This window comes from Candidatus Enterococcus testudinis (assembly GCF_002140915.1).
Classification (GTDB): Bacteria; Bacillota; Bacilli; order Lactobacillales; family Enterococcaceae; genus Enterococcus_D; species Enterococcus_D testudinis.
The window spans coordinates 1,027,167-1,047,923 of record NZ_NGKU01000001.1; the positions used below are offsets into that span (position 1 = coordinate 1,027,167).

Sequence of the window (20,757 nt, forward strand, 5' to 3'; positions counted from 1 at the left end):
AAAGATTGCACAGGCATTCATCACGAATGCTTTGTGCAATCCTTTTTTTTATCAAAAATAGGCAATAAACATACGCTATCAGACTGGCAGAACGTCGGATAGCGTATGTTCTCTTTCTGCGAATCAAGAAATCAGAGAAGAGGTATCAATACGTGTGAAACTATGCAAAATATTTGGGTTGATTCTTTGTAAAAGTCGTGCCCAGTCCGTCGAATCGGGCACTGTTTTGATCAGAAAATATTCTAAATCCAAAAATGGCAAGGAAAGGTATTCATGATAGTTTGTCACCAATAGGTCGATTTGATTGTCATTGATAAATGATTCACATAAATCGCTAGGTCCGAGAAAATGGATCGTTTGAAATTTTCCTAAATATTTTTTGACCCAAGAGGTGATATATTGATTGATATACTCATTGCCTTCAATTGCAAAGGCGATATTCAAGCTCGTATGCCAGTACTGTTCTTTGATCGTTTCTGAATAAAGTGTCAAGCGGGCACAAATGTCTTCTAATAGTGTGTCATGAAACAAGTCACCGAATTGTTGATTTGTATGCAAAAATGCTCGGTTTTTTTGATAGGCGTGAGGGAAAATGGCTTTGGCATAGTCGTTGGTATCTTGAATGTTCTTATTGCTGTTTTCAGACAATAAACAGCGCAGCTTGATAGAGGTAAAGAATGACTCCAAAAGTACGAGATCTTGTTGTTTATTTAGTGAATGGTCCGTCAAACTTTCACGAAACGCATGGGCAAGTGTTTTTATTTCTCCCCATTTATTGTACCGCAAGCAAAAGTATTCTTCTTGCTGTGGAAAATCGACCGTTCGACGGCATAGAATCGACACATACATGAAAACGATTTCGTCTTCTGGTACGCGAAGCTGAAAAGTTTCTTCGATGGTTTTGACTGCTGGCAGAATGGTGACGTATTCCGGATCTGAAAGCACCAATGCTTTCAATTCTGGATTGATGGTCACTTCCAAACCGCAAAGAATTCTCTCAATGGATAAGTAGAGCAAATAACTAAAATAGCCAAAGGATGACGCTGTTTCTTCCGTTGCTGCTAATTGATCGCTGATTTGAAGAACAGCTTCTTGGGCAGCAATGGATGGAAAAACGGTGTGAGGAGTAATGTCGGATTCGTAGTAAAAGGCAAAGTAGAAATAGCGGATGTCTGCTTCTGAGCCAATTAAATTTACGGGGTACAAATCCAAGGTTATGTTGAATGCTTTGACTTCATTCGTGATACTTTTCAAATATTTGATCATTGTACTTTCCGACACATGAAAGTAATCTGCCCACTCGTAGATTGAGAGCAATTCATTAAAAAAGATGCGTTCAAGAATAATAAATAAAGGTTCATCTTCCAAAATACTGCTTTTTTTATCAATATATTCTTCTGAATTATGTATGTTTAATGTATACCCTTGTTTTGAAGACGTAATATGTGCGGATTTGTCTAAATAGTCTCTAAGATAATTGATATCTGTAATGATTGTTCGCGCTGTGTTTTTCGTCACTGTTGTTAAGCGTTGGGTTGAACAGAGGGGATGATATTCTAACTCATTTAATATTTGAATGAGGCGCAACTTCACTTTATCAGATACAAAATTTAACTGGAAATTTTTCAATCGATCAGATACCTCCTGCTTCAAATGTTTTAGATGGTAAGCGTGGTGAACGTAAGGTGTGGGGATGGATGATCATAGTCGGTCAACTCATGTTCTTTGCTTCTTCAAACTAGCTGATGTATCGAGCCGTGTATATCCTACTATGCGCTATGAGGGAACCACGTTTGTTAAAGTAGGTATATAATGCGTCAATTTTCTTCAATTTCTTATATGATAACAAAAATTTTTTTTAAAAAATATGCGCGTTTTTCGTCTAACTCTGAAAAAACTAATTTGAAGATACAGGACGGAAAGGTATAATGATATGTTCACCTATTTGATGTGTAATCAGATGATATATGATGTTATTTATTGACAGAGGATTTATTTTTTGTTCAAAAGGATTTTCTAGTTGAATAACATTGATTTGTTTTTTTATGATCCAAAAAAGTTCTTAACAATAGGTATGTTACTTCCATAAATGTGAATTAAATTTTTTTTTAATAAGACCTTACAAAAGTATAGTGAATAGCTATTTATAATGCTATGATAAGTTGTGGAAAAATTATTTTTTTGGAAGGTTGGTAAAAATGAAAAGTTGGGGTAAAAAATTATTGGCTGTGGGGTTGATGACTTCATGTTTTGTCACGACATCTGTAACCGTCTCTGCAGCAAGCCAAACATTGAAAGTAGACAGTGTTTATGTGAAAGCAGGGACGATTTCAGGCACTACTACAAAAGGATCAAAGCTTGTCGTGAAGAAGGATGGAAAAACGGTCAAGACAATAACAGTAAAAGGGACGAGTTTCAAAATCAAACTATCGGGTTTGAAGAAGAATCAAAAAATTTCAGTCGTATCGAGTGTGAGTAAAAAAAGTAAAACAGTTGATACACGTGTCAAGGAATCACCTGCACCTAAATGAACATTAGATACTAAAAAAGTATCAGGTACTCAATTGGTACTCTCTGGTAAGACAGATAAGAATACAGAAATCGTCATCACAAATGGCAAAGATACTGTTGGGAAACAAGTGACGAAGTCAACGACTTACAGTATCAAAATAGCCAAAAGTAAATTAAAGTCGAGTCAGTTTCGGATCAGTGGCAAAAATTTGACGACTTACGGAGAAAAAGCGCTGTCGTCGACATTGAATTACAAAGAACCGACAATCAGTGGTGTTGACGCAGTCTCGGTGACAAGTGATAAGGGCTTCAACGCAACAAATGGCGTGTATCCGTGTCTGTCACCAATAATGATTCTCGTACCCTGACTGTTAAAAAAGTTCGTGTAGATGATGGTTCATTTTGGTCATCAGATTATACTCAAGAAAGACTAGAAAGAGATGGAATCAATACGACGATTTATTCAGGAAATCGTTGGGGAGTAGCATTATCTCATCGTATCGGATGGGATATGGATGAATTGAAAGTGATTGTTACCGTTGAAACAGAAAGTGGCGTTACGAAAGAGTTGGTTTACTATGTGTAATAGGAAACGGACAACTTATATCAAAGACAGCAAATACGTACTTTCTTGACTTTGTGGCTAACCTTCACCTAGTTTTTCGTGGAAAGTCATGGTACAATATCTATGTAAAGAGAAGTTGCTACAACAACTTCTCTTAGACAGTACCGTTTAAAATACGGTGACAGACATTTCGTTTATTTCAAAAGAAATAGCCGCCTCCGGTTAAAGTGACGGCTATTTCTTTTTGTCGTTTTTCAGCAAACTAACAACCAGTCCAATCAAAGCTATGGTAAACATACCAAAGCCAAAGATCGTCTGAATTGTCTCATATGCAGACAAAAGGCATCTCCTTTCGTAAGATTTTGGAAGTACGCACATACGCACCACCTCACTTTCTAGGATAGCCACCGTCAATAAACTTTCCTGCCATACTTGATTATAACATGGTAATCGTCAATAAAATTGTTTGTTTTTCTGTTAAATGATTTTAAATCTGCGTTTTTGCATTACCGTTCATCTAGTTTTTTGCGTCACATCATGCTATACTATCTATGTAAAGAGAAGTTGCGACAACAACCTCTCTTAGGCAGCACCGTTTAAAACACGGTGGCGTTATTCAATATTTCTTGATAAAAATAGCAGCCCCACGCGAAAGTGACGGCTATTTTTTGTCGTTTTTCAGCAAACTGACAATCAAGTGAAATGAAGCATACATTTCATTTATTCACCAAGCAATGTCCACAATGCCTCGAAATCTTCTTGATAACTTTCGTTGCACCACCGTTTTGCAAAGTATGGATTGTGAAAATAGGTAAACGCAGTAATGACGGCAGCGCCGTTCTTTGAAGGATCGATGTCCTCAGCTTTTTCTGCCAGTTTTTGAACGTGGGGGTTCACTAGCCTTGCGTTATTCTCAATATATTCAGTATATAATTTGAACATTTTAGGAATTGATTGATGTAAGGTTTTCTTTGTATTCGTCATCAGCCATAGCCAATCATGAAGCGCTGATCCGTGATTCTCTGGTTCCCAAGTAAAAATGGTGGCCATTGAATCCTCTAACCAGCGCAAGGCGAGGTGTTCAAACAAGTCTTCTTTATTGAGGAAAAACTAGGTAAATTGACGGTCATTGTCAATACAGCGGGTATTATGCGCTTATCGCCGATAGCGAATTTGGATTTTGATGCATTTGATCAAGTGATGCGCACCAATGTACGAGGGACGTTTGTCATCGCGAAATTAGCTGCGACACATTTGACTGAGGGAGGTGTCTTGATCAACTTTTCCACTTCGGTCACCAGATTGCAATTTGTCGAATATGGCGCGTATGCCGCAGCGAAATCGGCAGTTGAAACGATGACGCCAATCTTGGCGAAGGAGATGCGGTGCAAACAGATTAGGGTCAATACGATTGCACCTGGACCGACAGCTACGCCACTATTTTTGGATGGAAAATCGGAGGCATTGATCCAGAAATTGAGTGTGGCCAACCCTTTAGAGCGCTTAGGTGAACCGCGAGATATTGCAGAAGCGGTATTTCGTGTCATCGAATCCAAGTGGATCAATGGTCAAGTGGTATTTGTGAATGGCGGCATGGTGTAGTTGCAACAAGAAGATGTTGTAATGGTTACTTTGGCAAGCACATATTTGGTACTTAGTGGGTAAATACATTTAGCATAAGACAAAAAAACCAGCAGAGATTCAGTCTTGCTGGTTTTTTTGTTCTCCTTTGATCCTCGCTGCAACCGGTTGAAACAATCGTCGATAAACGGGTGTCAACAAGAGATAAAAGACCAAATTTCCACTTCCGTGCAACATATCAAAGACAATCCCTTGCAGATAGTAAGCCCAAAATGAGGGGAGTTGATACAAATAAACTTCGACTAAGGATACAAAGAAACCATAGAGCATACCACTAAGAAAAGCCAGTACAGCTTGGCACATGATATGACGTTTTACGAATGGCAGACGGGTGACGATATAAAAGAAGGTCACCATACAAGTAAAAGCGACGAGTTGGCTGATGGTCCAACTGCCCATTCCGAGATAGAGATTGGTCCCTAATAAGCCAATCACGGCGACAATCATTGCGTCGCTATAACTACCATAACAGACCAATAGCAGCAAAATAGCACTCATAGGTTGGACATTGGGTAACCATGTAAATGACAGACGCCCCACGATACAGGCGGCTGAAAAGAGGGCCAAGTGTGTGATTCTTCTGATTGGAAATGTTGATTTTTTTTGACTGTTCATTGTGAAGATCCTTCGTTCTAATTGATAATAGTTCTCATTGTATCAGAATAAAAAATAAATTCAAGATTGAATTATACTTTATATAGTGCCATACTAATTCACGGACACAACATATTGTGTTTTTTGAATGAGAAGGTGGAATCAAATAATGGAATATCCAGAAGTATATAAACAAAAATTGAATCAAGATATTGCAAAAGTAGCGGAAGTTGCAGTTATTACGAGTGAGATGACACAAACCTTTGAAGGAATTGCGCGGTTGATCATGTTGGATTGCTATGCCTTCAAAGATAACCGTACACTAACAATCGGTGATTTGGTCATTCTGACAACACATCCCGATCCGCAATATCCAACCCGTGGAATTGGCTGGGTCGAAGCGAAGGTTGATGGACTGTTAACGATTCGCGTGGAAGATGATTATCGTTCCGCACTCACTGATCCTGTTGAAATGGCTTCTGGTCAAGTACAACGGCGCATCAATGAGGTAGAAAAACCGCTGGAACTTTATTTCGAACAGATCGCTGCGCGTGTTTCTAGAGGTATCGCGGCGATGGAGGGGGACCAGCAGGCGCAGTATGAACAAGCATTTTATCATCATTTGACGGCGCAAAACTTGATTCCGGCTGGTCGTGTGTTATATGGCGCTGGGACGCAATCGGAAGTCACCTATTTCAACTGCTATGTGATGCCATTTATTCATGATTCACGTGGCGGTCTAGCGACACATCGCCAAGAAGTGATGGAAATCATGAGCCGTGGCGGTGGTGTAGGTACCAATGGGTCAACTTTGCGGCCAGCATCAGCGGTGGTCCATGGTGTGAATGGCAAGTCTTCGGGGGCTGTTTCATGGTTGAATGATTTGGCAAATCTGACGCATTTGGTTGAGCAAGGAGGCAGCCGTCGAGGGGCGCAGATGATCATGTTGAATGATTGGCATCCTGATATTTTTGCGTTCATTATTTCAAAGATCCAAAATCCAGCGATTTTGTATCAGTTGAGTCGTACAAGTAATAGTCCAATCGTGCGTCAATTGGCTGGGCAAAAATTGGACTTTGAACCATTAACGGCGGATGAAAAAGAATTGTTGTCTTTCGCGGTTGACCATAAAGGAGCAAATCAACACGCTGATGCTTATCAAGCGTATCAGCAGAAATTATCCGCTGGTGGTACGTATCGGGTCAAAGAGCCGGATTTTTTGACGGGGGCGAATATTTCTATTTGTTTGACCAAAGAATTTATGCAGGCTGTCGAAGAAGACAGCACCTATGATTTGCGCTTTCCGTCAATTGATTCCTATGACGCTGATGAAATGGCGGATTACGATGCGCACTGGGCTGAGATCGGCGATGTTCGTGAATGGGCAGCAACAGGGCGACGGGTGACGATTTATCAAACAATCAAGGCGCGAGACTTATGGGATTTGATCACATTTTGCGCGACCTATTCAGCTGAGCCAGGCATATTCTTCATTGATAATGCCAACGAGATGACCAATGCACAAGCCTATGGTCAAAAAGTAGTCGCCACCAATCCTTGCGGCGAACAACCATTGACGCCGTACGCGGTCTGCAACTTGGCAGCCATCAATCTGGCGCAAATGGTGGATCACTCAACCAAGTCTGTCGACATCGATAAATTGGCAGAAGTTGTCAGAACCAGTGTCCGTTTCCAAGACAATGTGATTGATGCCACACCGTATTTTTTTGACAAAAACGAACACCAAGCCAAGGGTGAACGCCGTGTAGGTTTGGGTGTTATGGGGTTGGCAGACTTGCTGATCTATTGTGAAAAGGTCTATGGTTCTGAAGAAGGCAATCGCTTGATTGATCAAGTGTTTGAAACGATTGCGCTGACAGCTTATGAGACGTCTGTTGAACTGGCAAAAGAAAAAGGCAGTTTTCCTTTCTTGATTGGTGAAACAGAGGCCGAAACACGCGCCTTGCGGCAACGCTTTATCGAGTCTGGTTATATGAAAAAAATGCCAGAAGCGTTGCGTCAATCGATTTTGGTCCATGGCATTCGCAACTCACATTTACTGACTGTGGCACCTACGGGATCTACAGGAACAATGGCTGGCGTATCGACTGGTTTAGAACCTTATTATTCCTTTTCTTATTTCAGAAGTGGTCGGTTGGGCAAGTTTATTGAAGTTCACGCAGACATTGTTCATGCGTATCTCCGTGCACATCCAGAAGCAGATACCAATGCATTACCGCCATTTTTTGTGTCAGCGATGGATTTGACACCAGAAGCCCACGTCAGCGTGCAGTGTGCGATCCAACGCTGGATCGATAGTTCAATCTCCAAAACAGTCAATGCACCGAAGGGCTATCAAGTTGAGCAAGTGGCCGCTATTTATGAAGCATTGTATCGCGGTGGTGCCAAGGGCGGGACCGTCTACGTGGACGGCAGCCGAGACAGCCAAGTCTTGACGTTGACTGGAGAAGAGACACCAACAGCACCAGCGGAAGCTTCTTCGGTTGTGGTCGATAAGGAAGTTGTAGATGGCGAAATTTGTCCGATTTGTCAGGAAGGGACGATCGAAGAAATCGGCGGTTGCAGCACCTGTACCCATTGCAAAGTCCAACTGAAGTGTGGATTATGATGGAGGAGGATCAGCATGAAAATCTATACCAAAAGCGGTGACAAAGGCAAAACTAGTATCATTGGCGGTCAGCGCGTCCTAAAATCGGATCTGCGGGTTTGTGCGTATGGTAGTATTGATGAAGTCAATTCATGGGTGGGCAAAGTGATTGCTGCGTTGACCGAGTCACGCTTTGATACGTTGCGTGTTGAATTGACGGCGTTGCAAGTGCTGCTATTTGATATAGGTACTGATTTCGCAACACCGAGTGGCATCAATACGCCGATCGTTGGGAAACAAGACTTGGCGCGTGTGGAAGCTTTGATCGATCATTACCAAGGTCAAGTGCCTGTGATCGAGAAATTTATTTTGCCCGGCGGTCATCCAATTGCCTGTGATCTGCACGTAGCACGAACCGTGATCCGTCGCGGAGAACGAGAAGTAACAGCATTGCTTGCAGAAGAAGATATCAACCTGACAGCATACAAAATCATCAATCGATTGTCTGATTTATTTTTTGTGCTGGCGCGCTATATCAATACCAGCTATGGTATAACCGAGCCCTTTTATGAACGGGCCGGCAACGTATTTCATTAAGAGAGGATGTTATCATTGAAAAAATTTACTGTCATTTCTAGCTTGATCATCGGATTATTTGTTTTATCTGGTTGTCAAACCAACCAAACACCATCACAAACATCATCACAAGCATCGACTGAAGCAACCAGCGCAGTCGTTGCCTCATCAGTCAAAATCGTCTTGACTGACGGAGAGGACACGATTGATAGCAAAAGTGTCGCTGTTCAATCTGGGGAATCATTGATGGATGTTTTGAAGGAACACTTTTCTGTGGAAGAAAAGGACGGCTTCATTACATCAATCGAAGGCCATAGTCAAGATGAAAGTCAGAACAAATACTGGACTTTTACTGTGAATGGAGAAATGGGCTCAAAAGGGGCCGATGAAACGATAGTAGAAGGGGGAGATCAAGTTGATTTTGCGTTAAGTGTATATGAATAAATAAAGAAACTCGCGTCCACCTGCCAATCAATATCTGGCAGGTGGACGCGTGTCGATTCAATTATTTCAGCAAAGCAGTATATTTTTCTGTGCTTTGTTATGAGGACCATGTATGTTCGCCGCTTCGACTATCGTTATGCCAGAAAATCAACAAAACGTTGGGCAATTTCCTGTGGTCTCGTGATTGCACCGCCAACAACTATCCCTGCTACACCAAGGGCTTTGATTTGTTTTGCTTCTTCAGGGGTGTGGATTTTTCCTTCTGCGATCACAGAAACCCCTGCGTGAACAAGTTGTTGCATCAACGAGATGTCAGGTCCGGTCTGTTGCAGGCTTTCTTCAGTGTAGCCACTCAATGTTGTGCCAACAAAATCGATACCTGCTTGGTGGGCATTCAGGCCTTCTTCAAAGGTGGCGATATCAGCCATGAATAATTGTTCGGGATATTTGTCTTTGATTGCAGCAATAAACGCATTGATCGATAAGCCGTCATGGCGCTTGCGGCGGGTGCAATCAAGCGCAATCACTTCCACACCAGTTGCCACAAGTTCATCCACTTCACGCATGGTTGCGGTGATAAAAGGTTTCTCAGGCAGGTAATCGCGTTTGATGATCCCAATCATCGGCAGTGAGACGCTCTCTTTGATTGCCAAAATATCTCTGACTGAATTGGCACGGATACCAACGGCACCAGCCTGTTCAGCAGCTCGTGCGAAATAGGGCATCAAGCTTTCTTCTTCTCGATAAAATGGTTCACCGGGTAATGCTTGGCAAGAAACAATCACCCCGTTTGATACAGCTGTCAAAAATGTCTGTTTATCCATATATTTTACGACTCCGATGCTTGTGTGATTTCAGATCCTCTATCTGAACCGACTATAGCATGCGTTTTTATTCTGTGTAAAGGGATAAGCAGTATCCTTCATATAACGCAATCAAAGCAACAGGCGCTGCGATCCATTGCAAATCGCAGCGCCTGTTGCTTTATATTGTTTGATTTTAGCGGTTTATGAGTAAAAGAAGCGAATCAAGATCCCGCCAAGAATCAATACGATTGCGCCGCATAAACGGTTGGCCATTTGTGCAAAAGCAATCATTTCCATTCTTTCAGAAGCAGATAATACAGCAATATTACCGGTTCCGCCCATGGAGTTGTTGATCATACCTGCACCAATCGATGTTTCGACTGGGTACATGCCCAATAGCATACCGAAGAACCAGCTGGCAGCGCCCATTGAAACAACGCTTGTTAGACAGAGCAAGACAAACTGCCATGTAAAGGCAGAAGCCAATGTGGACAAATCGATCAATGCCAAACCAATCCCAGCCAATACAGCGTGGGTCAAATTGGTCATAATGACATTGTTGAACATCACAACAGAGTCTTCTAGTTTTTTCGGAACAACGTTCAATGCTTTCAAAATAAAGACGATCACAATCATAAAGGCATATTCGTGTACCTTAGGGAAAAAGTTGCTCAAAATCGCGCCGACAACCAATAGCGAGAATGAAAATAGCATACCGACGCCGATTTGTTGCGCATCAAGCGTGATCTTTGGTTTTTCTAATTCTTCTTTGGTGGCATTGATCAATGTGCCATGACCATTGTATTTGGTTTTGGCAAAGACTTTTGAAATAAATAATGCACCAATAATGGCAAGAATATTCCCGAATGTAACAGCAGGTGCCAATTGAGAGAAAATCGCTGCTTGATTGCCGTTTGCCAAACCATCCGCATAGATTTGTGAAAGGGGTGTGATCCCAGCACCCATACCGCCAGACATCATTGGCAAGGAGACATACATGACAGAATCAGCAAAACCATTTCCCAACAGCATGCCAACCAATCCGACTGCGAAAAATCCGACAACCATGGTGATCAATGCAACTGGAATAAATTTAGTTGAAGCTTTCACCAATAAGTTGCGGTTCATTCCTAAGATCGAGCCGCAAATCAAAGCAGCAATATAGAAATCAAGGAAACCAAAACCGCCACCCATGAAATCACTGACAGCGTCAATGACTTTTGTGGGTACGAGATTGAATGAAGCCAAAAGAGTGGCACCTAGCAAGGTGAAAACTGATCCACCGCCAAGATAAGAATTCATGATCGGCAATTTTTCACCGATGAAATACAGCAAGTGACCTAAGGCAACGAGTAGAATGGTGATACCGACCATATTTAAGGGCAACTTGTCCAAGGCGATGGCACCAAATATGACAACCATAAAGAATACATATAAGGGAAGACTAATTCCCGAAATCGTCATTGTTTTTAGTTTATTCATTTTTCAGACCTTCCTAGTATGTTGGATACCATTTAAGATTTTGAACAGCTTTCGCCATATCTGTTTCTGCAGCTTTCGCCAAACCTTGTTCTTTGGCTTTGTTTGCAACAGCTTCAGCCACTTTGATAGAGACATCAGCAACATATTCGAATGGTGGCAGTACAGGTGCACCTGGTTGGTTCAAGTCAACCAAACCGCTTAGTGAGTGCGCTGCGGCACCGATCATTTCATCAGTTAATAGTGAAGCTTCTGATGCCAACATACCTAATCCTAAACCAGGATAGATCAATGCGTTGTTGGCTTGACCGATTTGGTAATCTACACCTTTGTATTGGATTGTTCCTGAAGGGACACCAGTTGCGACAAAGGCTTTACCGTCAGACCATTCAATGACTTGTTCAGCAGTAGCTTCTAATTTTTTGGTTGGGTTAGAGATTGGGAAAATCACTGGACGTGCAGTGTTTTCGCACATTGCTTCTACAACTTCTTTGGTAAAGGCACCCGCATCTGTCGATGTACCGACTAAGATTGTTGGTTTTGCTGCTTTGATGACGTTGACCAATTGAGTCATATCACCAGCGTTTGCAAAGTCAGCCCGTTTTTTGGCAAATGGTTTTTGTGCAGGTGTTAAATCTGACATATCATCGAACAAAAGTCCTTGTTTGTCAACCATAAAGAAGTGGTTGTATGCTTCTTCTGCTGAAAGACCTTCACTGACCATTTCTGCATGAACACGGCTCGCGATACCAGCACCGGCAGAACCTCCGCCATAACATAAGTACACTTGATCGGTCAGTTTTTCGCCAGTGATGTCTAATGCACCAAAGATCCCGCCAAGTACAACGATTCCTGTACCTTGGATATCATCGTTGAATGTTGGAATGGTTTGTTTGTATTTGTCCAAAATGGTTGCTGCATTTGAGCGGCCGAAGTCTTCCCAATGCAAGTAAAGTTTAGGGAACATAGATTCAGCAGTTTGCACAAATTGATCGATAAATTCATAATACGTGTCACCGTACACCCGTTCTTGACGGTTTCCTAAATATAAATGATCATCTAATAATTCTTTTCTGTTGGTTCCTGCATCGATCACGATTGGCAAAACAGACGCAGGATCGATACCAGCTGCTGCTGTATAGATCATCAGTTTGCCGACAGAAATATCCACACCTTGGACACCCCAGTCACCAATACCAAGAATACCTTCAGCGTCTGTTGCAACGATCAAACGAATGTCGCGATCGCCAGCAGCGTTTTTCAATGTTTCAGCGATATGTTCTGGATGATTGATATCTAAGTATGCAGCGTATTGAGGATCAACGAACAAACGGCTGTAATTTTCAATCGTGTCAGCAATAGTTGGATCATAAACGATTGGGTTGAATTCAACGATATGTTGGTTAAATAAATAGTAGAACAATGTCCGGTTTGTATTGAAGATTTCCATTAAGAAGTGACGTTTTTCTATATCAGAATCTTTGGTCACATATTGCAAATATGCTTGTTCTGATTGTTCTTCGATGGTTTGAACGTGGGGTGGCAACAAACCAATCAAGCCTAATTCTTTCCGTTCTTCTAATGTAAAGGCAGTTCCTTTGTTCAAAAATGGGTTATTTAAAATTTCATGTGCGTTCATTATGTTCCTCCAAGTTGTATATTTTTTTGGTCATGCGCTCATTTCCATTAGCTACTTTAATCCTTCGGCAGAATTATAGTCAACTAACGGTGGTATAATAAAAATTATTTATAACAAAACAGCTTCTATGTTAAAATGAGCCAAAGGAGAAATCAGACAATGAACATACGTGATTTAGAATATTTCAGTGCTTTAGCAGACATGCTTTCTTTTACGCAAGTGGCGCATAAATTTGCAGTCAGTCAACCTACGATCAGTTACGCCGTCAAACGCTTGGAACAGCATTACGGCTGTGATTTGATCGCCCGAGAGGCCTCCCATCGATCGATTACCTTGACCAACGAAGGGGAGATTCTGAAGGCCCATGTACGCTATATATTGGACGAATTTGTGACATTGGATCGGGCTATCGAACATGCCAAAAACAACCGTACCCATATTGGTTTCCCGCCCATTATTCGATCGAAAGTCTTCTCGAAACTTTTGGATGATAAAGAAATCATTCGCTTTATTTCCAATTTTCATTTGGTTTCAGGTGGATCGAATGAATTATTGTCAAAACTTTTATCTGGAAAAATCGATTTTAGCTTGTTGGGCAGCGTCAATCCAATCATTCATCCAAACTTACATGTTAAATTATTGTTTCAGCAGGAATTTTTTATTTTTGTGTCTAAGGACAATCCGTTAGCGGCCAAAAAGGAAATTTCCTTTGCACAAGCTACGGAATATCCATTCATCCTTTTGGAAAAAGGCTATACCCATGGTCTGGCCTTTCGTAACTTGAGTGACAAGTTGACGAAGAAACCTGAAGTCCAGTTTTATTTTTCAGATGTCCAAACGATTGGGCAGTTGGTGAGTTCAAATATTGGGATTACGTTGATGACTGATTTCCCAGTCTTTCAAGAGATGGATGGCCTTGTCAAGATTCCGCTGGTACCTGAGGACAAAGAAATCTTCTATATTCAGTATGCGTATTTGAAAAGTGCGGTGTTGAATCAAGATGTCCAGAAATTGATGGGGATCTTGGATGACTTGTCTTGGGTGGAGGAATAGGGGCAAGATATAGCAGAAAAGAGCGAACAAAGGCACCATGGATCAAATGGTGCCTTTGTTCGCTCTTTTGTTTCATTTGCTATCAGTTATTTTGGTAGGAAACTTTTTCGTACGATCAATTCTAATCCCAGTGAGACTGTTTTTGTGATTTTTCTAGGATGGACGATTTGATCGACCAACATATCGATGGACGTTTTGGCAATTTCTTCCACATCAATCCGAAAAGTCGTTAATGGGGGGGAGACAAATTTCGCAATATCATTGTCATTGACACTGATTAATTCTAAGCGATCAGGAACTGTGATCGAATGCTCATTCAAGGCTTGCAAAACACCTACAGCAATTGTATCAGAAGCAACAAAAATCGCTTCAGGCAAATCTTCTTTCAACGTTTCTATCATGTCGATCGTTAATTGATAGCCTTGATCGACGGTGAATTTTCCAGCTGAGTACATATATTTTTCTTTGAATAACAGTTTCTCGCTCATTTTTTGACGGAAGACGATTTCGCGACTGTCTTGTTCTTCTTGTTGGGTGTCAGGATTAAAAAATGCCCCACCGATGAATCCAATTTCACTATAGCCTTTGTCTATAAATAGATCAAGGGCTTTTTTTGTGATTCTATCGGTATCAGGTTTCACCGTATCAAATAGTTCTGCTTCAGGATTGATTTCGAGAATCACACCAGCAGAGCAAACTGTTTTGAATTGTTGTAATTCTTCTTTTCCAAAGGACCCAATACCAATAAAGCCGGATACTTGTTTGAGTATGTCCAACACATGATCCTCATGGGTAATCAATTGGATTTCCATATTGTTGATTTTGGCGTATTTTTCTAAGGAAATCCGTAACTGGCGAAAATAAACATCTTGTAATTCTTCTTGTTCTGTTAGCCAAAATACGACGGCAATTTTTTCAAGGGTTGTTTTGATTTTTGAGCGATCATATCCTAGTGCAAGTGCTGCATGAATGATTTTCTTTCTGGTATCTGGTGTGATGGAGAGTGATTCATCGCCATTCAGCAACCTTGAAACGGTGGCTTGTGAATAGCCGGAGTGTTCCGAGATTTTTTTTATCGTCACCATATTTTTCACCTCTACATTCATTATAGATGAATTGAAATAGCAAGTAAAGAAATTTACTAAATGAATTTACTAAATGTTCATTGCTTCTATATTTGATATTTGGAATAATCATTAAAATCCTTACGCATAAGGTTTTATTCCGTGTTTAAGTGAATAAATTAAAAAAAATTAGTAAAACTATTTACAAATTAAGTAAAATAATTTATTATTAGAAATGAAAAAAAGCGTTTACAAAAAAGTGAAGGTGGTCATGTTCAATGAAAAAAAGTGTGGGTCTTTTATTATTAAGTGCTGCAGCTCTTGGATTAAGTGCGTGCGGCCCGCAAGGAGATAGTACAGATACTTCTGGTGCAAAGGCAACGAATGACAATGCGTACGATTTATTGGTTTGGGAAGATCAGTCGAAATCATCAGGGATTGAAGATGCCGTGAAACAATTTGAAGAAGAACACGATGTGACGATCAAAGTCGTTGAGAAGGCCTATGGCGGTCAGATTGAAGATTTGCGACTTGATGGACCTGCGGGCACAGGTGCCGATGTCATTACGATTCCAGGTGACCAGATTGGTACGGCAGTAACAGAAGGTTTACTGAAGGAACTAGATGTTGATCAAGCCACGCAAGAGATATACGCAGATGCTGCTATGCAATCACAGATTGTTGACGGAAAAGTGTACGGCTTGCCAAAAGCTGTTGAAACGCAAATACTATATTATAACAAGGCGTTGATTTCAGAAGATGAATTACCAACGACAACGGATGAATGGTTAGAATATTCTGAGTCCGTTGCTGGAGATGACAAATTCGGTTTATTGGCATTATGGGATCAAATATACTATGCCCAAGGCGTGTTAAGTGGTTATGGCGGCTATGTCTTTGGTACTGATGGTACCAGTGGATTCAATGCAGATGATATTGGTTTAGCCAATGATGGTGCGATCGAAGGTGCTGAGTATATCCAACAGTTCTATGATTCTGGTGTATTTCCTTCAGGAATCGTTGGCGAGCAAGGTATCAATGTATTGGACTCATTGTTCACAGAAGGCAAAGCGGCAGCAGTCATCTCAGGACCTTGGAATTTATCTCCGTATGAAGAAGCTGGGATCGATTATGGCGTCAAAGAATTGCCTCTGCTGGGAAATGGCGAGCACATGGGATCGTTCATCGGTGTGAAAAGTTATAATGTGAGCAGTTATTCCCAAAATGCAGAGTTAGCAGAAGAATTTGTCAAATTTATTAGTAATGAAGAAAATTCAAAAGTTCGTTATGAAAAAACATTGGAAGTACCAGCAGTTGAAGCATTGGCTGATGATCCAACAGTCAAGGAAAGTGAAAGTGCCACAGCGATTGCTACGCAATCTCAATATGCTGAATTGACACCTGGAATTACCGCAATGAACGCTGTCTGGGAGCCAATCGACGCAGCTTTACAAACGATTGCGACTGGAAAAGACGAACCAAAAAAAGCCTTACCTCAAGCCGTAGATCAAATCAAATCGGCCATCGAAGCAACTCAAAATTAAAAAAAAATGAGGCGGCGTTACCCGTCGCCTTTTTTCTAGGGGGCATATAAAATGGACCAATCAACAGGTTCTTACGGAAAAAAAGCCATGCTGTTCTCTCTGATTCCTGGTCTAGGACAATTTTATAATCATCAAAAAATCAAAGGTGCTTTGTTTCTTTTCTTTTTTGTCATGTATGGCATTGTCTTCAAAGATTTATTTAATATGGGGCTTTGGGGATTGGTAACGCTTGGGGTAGAGGTACCAAGAGACAATTCGATTTTCTTGTTGGCTGAAGGTTTGGTTGCGCTGATCGTTATCGCATTTGGCATCTTTTTTTATTATTTAAATTTGCGTGATGCGTATAAAAATGGCGAATTGAGAGACAATGGGCTAAGGGTCAATTCAATTCGCGAAAGTTATCAGGCATTGTTAAGCGAGGGCTATCCTTATCTCATGAGTAGCCCAGCGTTTGTACTATTGGTCTTTTCAGTGATTTTCCCAATTTTGTTCAGTATTGCGCTGGCCTTTACGAATTATGACTTATACCATTCGGCACCAGCCAACTTAGCTGATTGGGTTGGCTTAGACACGTTTAAGAAGATTTTTACAGTTGATATTTGGCGGGCCACTTTTTTTAATGTATTGGGTTGGACAGTGACTTGGACCTTAGTTGCTTCCACACTCCAAGTAGCGATAGGCATTTTTTTAGCGGTTGTGGTTCATCAAAAAGAGCTGCGTTTTAAGAAATTTTTTCGAACCATATTGATTTTGCCGTGGGCAGTACCTGGTTTTGTCACGATTTTGGTATTTGCCGGAATGTTTAATGACAGCTTTGGTGCGATCAATCAATCCCTCTTAGCGTTTTTCAATATTTCTGCGATTCCTTGGCTGACCAGTGTGAACTGGACACGTCTAGCATTGTTGATGATTCAAGGTTGGTTGGGATTTCCGTACATTTTTATTGTGACGACAGGCACTTTGCAGTCTATTCCTGATGATTTGTATGAAGCGGCGACAATCGATGGTGCATCGGCATTTCAAAAATTCCGCAGAATTACATTGCCGTTGTTGCTATATGCAATGGCACCAATCTTGATTACCCAATATACGTTTAACTTTAACAACTTTAATATCATCTATCTATTCAATTCAGGCGGTCCAGCAGTTCCTGGCTCTACTGCCGGAGGGACGGATATTTTGGTTTCTTGGATCTACAAACTTACGATGCAAAACAGCCAATATGCACTTGCAGCAGCATTAACGATTCTGTTATCAATCTTTGTGATTGCGATTGCACTTTGGCAATTTAGACGAACGAATTCTTTCAAGGAGGTGGATTAATATGAAGCAATCGAGTTTAAAAAAACAACGGACATTCAGGTTGGGGCTCTCTTATTTGTTGTTGATCTTAGTTGTAGTTGTCATCATTTATCCACTTCTTTGGACAATCGGCGCGAGTTTCAATCCGGGAAATAGCTTGGTCAGTACCAGCATGATTCCGGAAAATCCAACTCTCGGCCATTATCTCAAACTGTTTTCAGGAGAAAATGAACTGTACTATGGCCAATGGTACTTGAATTCCCTGAAAATCAGCGTCTTCACCATGCTGCTATCTTTGGTATTTGTCTCAATGACCGCTTATTCGTTTTCAAGGTTTCGTTTTTCTGGACGAAAGAATGGTTTGATGCTGTTCTTGTTGTTGCAAATGATTCCACAGTTTTCTGCGTTGATCGCGATTTTCGTTTTGGCTCAGATGCTTGGTTTGATCAATAGCCATTGGTTGTTGATATTGATTTATGTAGGGGGACAAATCCCGATGAATACGTATTTGCTCAAAGGGTACTTCGATTCGATCCCGATTGATTTAGATGAAAGTGCGAAAATTGATGGGGCGAGCAATACGCGTATTTTTTGGCAAATTTTGATTCCATTGTCTCGTCCGATGTTGGCTGTTGTTGCGATGAATGGTTTCACGGGTCCGCTAGGTGATTTTGCGCTTTCTTCCGTGCTGCTTCGAAATCCCGCGTATTATACCTTGCCAATCGGTTTGTATAAGCTTGTCACAGATAAGATGGGTGCAAGTTATACGACCTTTGCAGCGGGGGCCATTTTGATCAGCATTCCCATTGCATTAGTGTTTATTGCATTACAAAAACATTTCGTTTCTGGCTTAACAGCTGGGGGAACGAAAGGATAGGATGGAGACATGGAACAAATGAAATATAACTTAGAGAAACGCTTTTTGCATGGAGGAGATTATAACCCGGATCAATGGCTGGATTATCCAGAGGTGTTGCAAAAAGATTTAGCGCTTATGGATAAAGCAAAAGCCAATACATTCTCACTGGGCATTTTTGCATGGAGCACACTTGAACCAGAAGAAGGCGTTTTTCATTTTGAGTGGCTGGATAAAATGATAGATGATATTGCGCAAAATGGTGGCAATGTCATATTGGCAACCCCGAGCGGTGCACGACCTGCATGGATGTCGCAAAAATATCCAGAAGTTTTAAGAACCAATGGCCAACGGGAAAAGATGCGCCATGGCGGCAGACATAATCATTGCTTCTCATCACCTATCTATCGAGAAAAAGTTGCGCGTATCAATCGCAAACTTGCAGAGCGCTACCACGATCATCCAGCGTTATTGATGTGGCATATTTCGAATGAGTACTCTGGTGAATGCCACTGTGACTTGTGTCAAGAAAATTTCCGTCAATGGGTCAAAAGAAAATATCAAACGTTAGACGCTGTGAATCAAGCTTGGTGGGGGCCTTTCTGGAGTCATACGATCACGGATTGGTCACAAATCGAATCACCTTCGCCGATTGGTGAGATGCAAGTGCATGGGCTAAATCTTGATTGGCGCAGATTTGTCACAGATCAGACGATCGATTTTTATGAACATGAAATCAAAGATATCCGTTCCTTGTCACCCAATGTACCAATCACAACCAACTTCATGGCAGATACGTATGATTTGATTCCTTTTCAAAGCTTGGATTATGGAAAATTTGCCCAGCATGTGGACATTATTAGCTGGGATTGCTATCCTGCTTGGCATAACGATTGGGAGACGACTGCTGATTTAGCAAGCAAGGTCGGCTTTATCAATGATCAATACCGCAGCTTGAAGCAACAGCCATTTTTGATCATGGAATCAACACCAAGTGGTGTCAACTGGCATGATGTCAACAAAACCAAACGACCGGGGATGCATATGTTGTCTTCGATGCAATTTTTGGCCCATGGTTCTGACAGTAATTTGTACTTTCAATGGCGAAAATCCCGTGGATCTTCTGAAAAATTTCATGGGGCAGTCGTCGACCATGACAATGACGAGAACAATCGTGTGTTCAAAGATGTCGCAGAAGTCGGAAATGCCTTAGAACATATCAAAGAAATCAAAGGGAAAAACAAAGAAGCGAAAGTTGCTATCGTCTACGATTGGGACAACAATTGGGCATTGAATGATGCACAAGGATTTGGGTTACAGAGCAAGCGCTATCCGCAAACGCTGCAAGAGCATTATCGCTATTTTTGGCAAAATGATATTGCTGTTGATGTGATTACGCCGACACAAGACTTTTCGACATACGATTTGGTGATCGTACCAATGCTGTATCTAATCACAGAAGATACTATGACAAAACTTCAGGACTATACAAAAAATGGCGGTACTTTAGTGGCAACATATTTGACTGGCTACGTGAATGAAACAGATTTAGCCTACTTGAATGGTTGGCCGCAAGCGTTGCAAGATTTATTTGGTATTGCCGTCAAAGAGACAGACGCATTGTATCCAAAGCAAAGCAACAAGCTCGCATTTGCAGGAGCAAGCTTTGAGGTACAAGATTATTGTAGTATCTTGGACAATCATGATGCAGAAGTCCTTGCGACATACGAAGAAGATTTTTATGCGCAAAGTCCGAGTGTGACAAAGCATCCTTTTGGCGCAGGTACTGCCTATTATATTGGTGCCCGTACCAAGGCTGATTTCTTAGGTGTTTTTTATGATCAAATCATCGGTACACTAGGCTTAGCAAATCCTTGGGTAAAACAAGGCCATCCCGCAGTTTCTGTCCAACAACGAGGCAGCAATCATTATTTTGTGATGAACTTCTCTGAAGAAAGCCAAGAAATCTGCGTGGCATCTGAAGGGATTGATTTAATAAAAAAAGAGTCGACGATGCAAGAAATCCAATTGGCTCCATATGAGGTCAAGGTGATACGAACAACTGATGTATGAGT

The 20,757-nt window shown here is 41.3% G+C and carries 20 protein-coding genes; 12 read left to right on the top strand and 8 right to left on the bottom strand.

From position 1 onward, the window contains the following. Nucleotides 1–123 precede the first annotated feature (123 nt). Nucleotides 124–1,629, bottom strand: a complete 1,506-nt coding sequence (locus tag A5886_RS04895) for an AcpB/EbpR/MafR family transcriptional regulator (protein WP_143353757.1) — start codon at nucleotides 1,627–1,629, stop codon at nucleotides 124–126. Nucleotides 1,630–2,198: 569 nt separating this feature from the next. Here A5886_RS04895 and A5886_RS04900 point away from each other — a divergent pair. Genes A5886_RS04900 through A5886_RS04905 form a run of 3 tightly spaced genes read left to right on the top strand, consistent with a single transcriptional unit; the run spans nucleotide 2,199 to nucleotide 3,097 of the window. Continuing rightward, nucleotides 2,199–2,531 (top strand): hypothetical protein, encoded by a 333-nt coding sequence (locus tag A5886_RS04900; protein ID WP_086273908.1) that lies wholly within the window; start codon nucleotides 2,199–2,201, stop codon nucleotides 2,529–2,531. A 33-nt stretch (nucleotides 2,532–2,564) separates the two neighbouring features. Further along, nucleotides 2,565–2,879, top strand: a complete 315-nt coding sequence (locus tag A5886_RS15640) for a hypothetical protein (RefSeq protein ID WP_143353758.1) — start codon at nucleotides 2,565–2,567, stop codon at nucleotides 2,877–2,879. Further along, nucleotides 2,846–3,097 (top strand): hypothetical protein, encoded by a 252-nt coding sequence (locus A5886_RS04905; protein ID WP_086273909.1) that lies wholly within the window; start codon nucleotides 2,846–2,848, stop codon nucleotides 3,095–3,097. The genes A5886_RS15640 and A5886_RS04905 overlap by 34 nt, the downstream gene beginning before the upstream one ends. 213 nt (nucleotides 3,098–3,310) lie before the next feature. On the opposite strand, the gene pepG1 is transcribed toward A5886_RS04905, so the two are convergent. Together pepG1 and A5886_RS04915 are read right to left on the bottom strand one after the other, a co-directional pair. Continuing rightward, a complete protein-coding gene (pepG1, locus tag A5886_RS04910) occupies nucleotides 3,311–3,454 on the bottom strand; it encodes a type I toxin-antitoxin system toxin PepG1 (RefSeq protein ID WP_306297903.1) in 144 nt (47 codons plus the stop codon). A gap of 342 nt (nucleotides 3,455–3,796) precedes the next feature. Beyond that, nucleotides 3,797–4,126, bottom strand: coding sequence for a hypothetical protein (locus A5886_RS04915; RefSeq protein ID WP_218776628.1), 330 nt, complete (start codon nucleotides 4,124–4,126; stop codon nucleotides 3,797–3,799). 27 nt (nucleotides 4,127–4,153) lie between these two features. Here A5886_RS04915 and A5886_RS04920 point away from each other — a divergent pair, with 27 nt between their 5' ends. Next, a complete protein-coding gene (locus A5886_RS04920) occupies nucleotides 4,154–4,678 on the top strand; it encodes an SDR family oxidoreductase (RefSeq protein WP_086273912.1) in 525 nt (174 codons plus the stop codon). A 99-nt stretch (nucleotides 4,679–4,777) separates the two neighbouring features. Here the strand turns inward: A5886_RS04920 and A5886_RS04925 are convergent, their stop codons facing one another. Further along, nucleotides 4,778–5,332, bottom strand: coding sequence for an ECF transporter S component (locus tag A5886_RS04925; protein ID WP_086273913.1), 555 nt, complete (start codon nucleotides 5,330–5,332; stop codon nucleotides 4,778–4,780). Between the two features lie 148 nt (nucleotides 5,333–5,480). Here A5886_RS04925 and A5886_RS04930 point away from each other — a divergent pair, with 148 nt between their 5' ends. The 3 genes from A5886_RS04930 to A5886_RS04940 are packed head-to-tail and all read left to right on the top strand — an operon-like array spanning nucleotide 5,481 to nucleotide 8,939. Then, a complete protein-coding gene (locus tag A5886_RS04930; protein ID WP_086273914.1) occupies nucleotides 5,481–7,940 on the top strand; it encodes a vitamin B12-dependent ribonucleotide reductase in 2,460 nt (819 codons plus the stop codon). A 15-nt stretch (nucleotides 7,941–7,955) separates the two neighbouring features. Next, nucleotides 7,956–8,516 carry a cob(I)yrinic acid a,c-diamide adenosyltransferase gene (locus tag A5886_RS04935; RefSeq protein WP_086273915.1) on the top strand — a complete coding sequence of 187 codons (561 nt, stop codon included), beginning with the start codon at nucleotides 7,956–7,958 and terminating at the stop codon, nucleotides 8,514–8,516. Nucleotides 8,517–8,522: 6 nt separating this feature from the next. Beyond that, the gene (locus tag A5886_RS04940; RefSeq protein WP_256926146.1) at nucleotides 8,523–8,939 is read left to right on the top strand and encodes a DUF4430 domain-containing protein; all 417 of its coding nucleotides are present in this window, start codon (nucleotides 8,523–8,525) and stop codon (nucleotides 8,937–8,939) included. Nucleotides 8,940–9,073: 134 nt separating this feature from the next. On the opposite strand, the gene A5886_RS04945 is transcribed toward A5886_RS04940, so the two are convergent. The 3 genes from A5886_RS04945 to A5886_RS04955 form a co-directional block, all read right to left on the bottom strand. Further along, complete coding sequence (locus A5886_RS04945) at nucleotides 9,074–9,763, bottom strand: N-acetylmannosamine-6-phosphate 2-epimerase (RefSeq protein WP_086273917.1); 690 nt, start codon at nucleotides 9,761–9,763, stop codon at nucleotides 9,074–9,076. Nucleotides 9,764–9,946: 183 nt separating this feature from the next. Further along, on the bottom strand, nucleotides 9,947–11,227 hold the full coding sequence (locus tag A5886_RS04950) for a 2-hydroxycarboxylate transporter family protein (RefSeq protein ID WP_086273918.1): 1,281 nt from the start codon (nucleotides 11,225–11,227) through the stop codon (nucleotides 9,947–9,949). Between the two features lie 13 nt (nucleotides 11,228–11,240). After that, a complete protein-coding gene (locus tag A5886_RS04955) occupies nucleotides 11,241–12,863 on the bottom strand; it encodes a malolactic enzyme (RefSeq protein ID WP_086273919.1) in 1,623 nt (540 codons plus the stop codon). Nucleotides 12,864–13,022: 159 nt separating this feature from the next. Here A5886_RS04955 and A5886_RS04960 point away from each other — a divergent pair, with 159 nt between their 5' ends. Next, nucleotides 13,023–13,916, top strand: a complete 894-nt coding sequence (locus tag A5886_RS04960) for a LysR family transcriptional regulator (RefSeq protein WP_086273920.1) — start codon at nucleotides 13,023–13,025, stop codon at nucleotides 13,914–13,916. 86 nt (nucleotides 13,917–14,002) lie between these two features. On the opposite strand, the gene A5886_RS04965 is transcribed toward A5886_RS04960, so the two are convergent. Beyond that, nucleotides 14,003–15,001: a LacI family DNA-binding transcriptional regulator gene (locus A5886_RS04965; protein ID WP_086273921.1), complete on the bottom strand. Its 999-nt coding sequence runs from the start codon at nucleotides 14,999–15,001 to the stop codon at nucleotides 14,003–14,005. Nucleotides 15,002–15,258: 257 nt separating this feature from the next. On the opposite strand from A5886_RS04965, the gene ganS reads away from it, so the two are divergent. From ganS to A5886_RS04985, 4 genes are read left to right on the top strand one after another with little or no spacing between them, the layout of a single operon-like run. After that, nucleotides 15,259–16,524, top strand: a complete 1,266-nt coding sequence (gene ganS, locus A5886_RS04970; RefSeq protein WP_086273922.1) for a galactooligosaccharide ABC transporter substrate-binding protein GanS — start codon at nucleotides 15,259–15,261, stop codon at nucleotides 16,522–16,524. 51 nt (nucleotides 16,525–16,575) lie between these two features. Further along, nucleotides 16,576–17,847 (top strand): carbohydrate ABC transporter permease, encoded by a 1,272-nt coding sequence (locus tag A5886_RS04975; RefSeq protein ID WP_179189973.1) that lies wholly within the window; start codon nucleotides 16,576–16,578, stop codon nucleotides 17,845–17,847. A gap of 1 nt (nucleotide 17,848) precedes the next feature. Further along, nucleotides 17,849–18,703, top strand: coding sequence for a galactooligosaccharide ABC transporter permease GanQ (gene ganQ, locus A5886_RS04980; RefSeq protein ID WP_086273923.1), 855 nt, complete (start codon nucleotides 17,849–17,851; stop codon nucleotides 18,701–18,703). A gap of 9 nt (nucleotides 18,704–18,712) precedes the next feature. Beyond that, on the top strand, nucleotides 18,713–20,755 hold the full coding sequence (locus A5886_RS04985; RefSeq protein ID WP_086273924.1) for a beta-galactosidase: 2,043 nt from the start codon (nucleotides 18,713–18,715) through the stop codon (nucleotides 20,753–20,755). Nucleotides 20,756–20,757: the final 2 nt, after the last annotated feature.

Excerpts from the sequence above, each read along its gene's own strand:
- pepG1 (WP_306297903.1), bottom strand. The coding sequence starts at position 3,454 with ATGTGCGTACTTCCAAAATCTTACGAAAGGAGATGCCTTTTGTCTGCA.
- A5886_RS04935 (WP_086273915.1), top strand. The coding sequence starts at position 7,956 with ATGAAAATCTATACCAAAAGCGGTGACAAAGGCAAAACTAGTATCATT.
- A5886_RS04915 (WP_218776628.1), bottom strand. The coding sequence starts at position 4,126 with ATGGCCACCATTTTTACTTGGGAACCAGAGAATCACGGATCAGCGCTT.
- ganS (WP_086273922.1), top strand. The coding sequence starts at position 15,259 with ATGAAAAAAAGTGTGGGTCTTTTATTATTAAGTGCTGCAGCTCTTGGA.
- A5886_RS04940 (WP_256926146.1), top strand. The coding sequence starts at position 8,523 with ATGTTATCATTGAAAAAATTTACTGTCATTTCTAGCTTGATCATCGGA.
- A5886_RS04900 (WP_086273908.1), top strand. The coding sequence starts at position 2,199 with ATGAAAAGTTGGGGTAAAAAATTATTGGCTGTGGGGTTGATGACTTCA.
- A5886_RS04975 (WP_179189973.1), top strand. The coding sequence starts at position 16,576 with ATGGACCAATCAACAGGTTCTTACGGAAAAAAAGCCATGCTGTTCTCT.
- ganQ (WP_086273923.1), top strand. The coding sequence starts at position 17,849 with ATGAAGCAATCGAGTTTAAAAAAACAACGGACATTCAGGTTGGGGCTC.
- A5886_RS04945 (WP_086273917.1), bottom strand. The coding sequence starts at position 9,763 with ATGGATAAACAGACATTTTTGACAGCTGTATCAAACGGGGTGATTGTT.
- A5886_RS04960 (WP_086273920.1), top strand. The coding sequence starts at position 13,023 with ATGAACATACGTGATTTAGAATATTTCAGTGCTTTAGCAGACATGCTT.
- A5886_RS04930 (WP_086273914.1), top strand. The coding sequence starts at position 5,481 with ATGGAATATCCAGAAGTATATAAACAAAAATTGAATCAAGATATTGCA.
- A5886_RS04925 (WP_086273913.1), bottom strand. The coding sequence starts at position 5,332 with ATGAACAGTCAAAAAAAATCAACATTTCCAATCAGAAGAATCACACAC.
- A5886_RS04985 (WP_086273924.1), top strand. The coding sequence starts at position 18,713 with ATGGAACAAATGAAATATAACTTAGAGAAACGCTTTTTGCATGGAGGA.
- A5886_RS04965 (WP_086273921.1), bottom strand. The coding sequence starts at position 15,001 with ATGGTGACGATAAAAAAAATCTCGGAACACTCCGGCTATTCACAAGCC.
- A5886_RS04955 (WP_086273919.1), bottom strand. The coding sequence starts at position 12,863 with ATGAACGCACATGAAATTTTAAATAACCCATTTTTGAACAAAGGAACT.
- A5886_RS04950 (WP_086273918.1), bottom strand. The coding sequence starts at position 11,227 with ATGAATAAACTAAAAACAATGACGATTTCGGGAATTAGTCTTCCCTTA.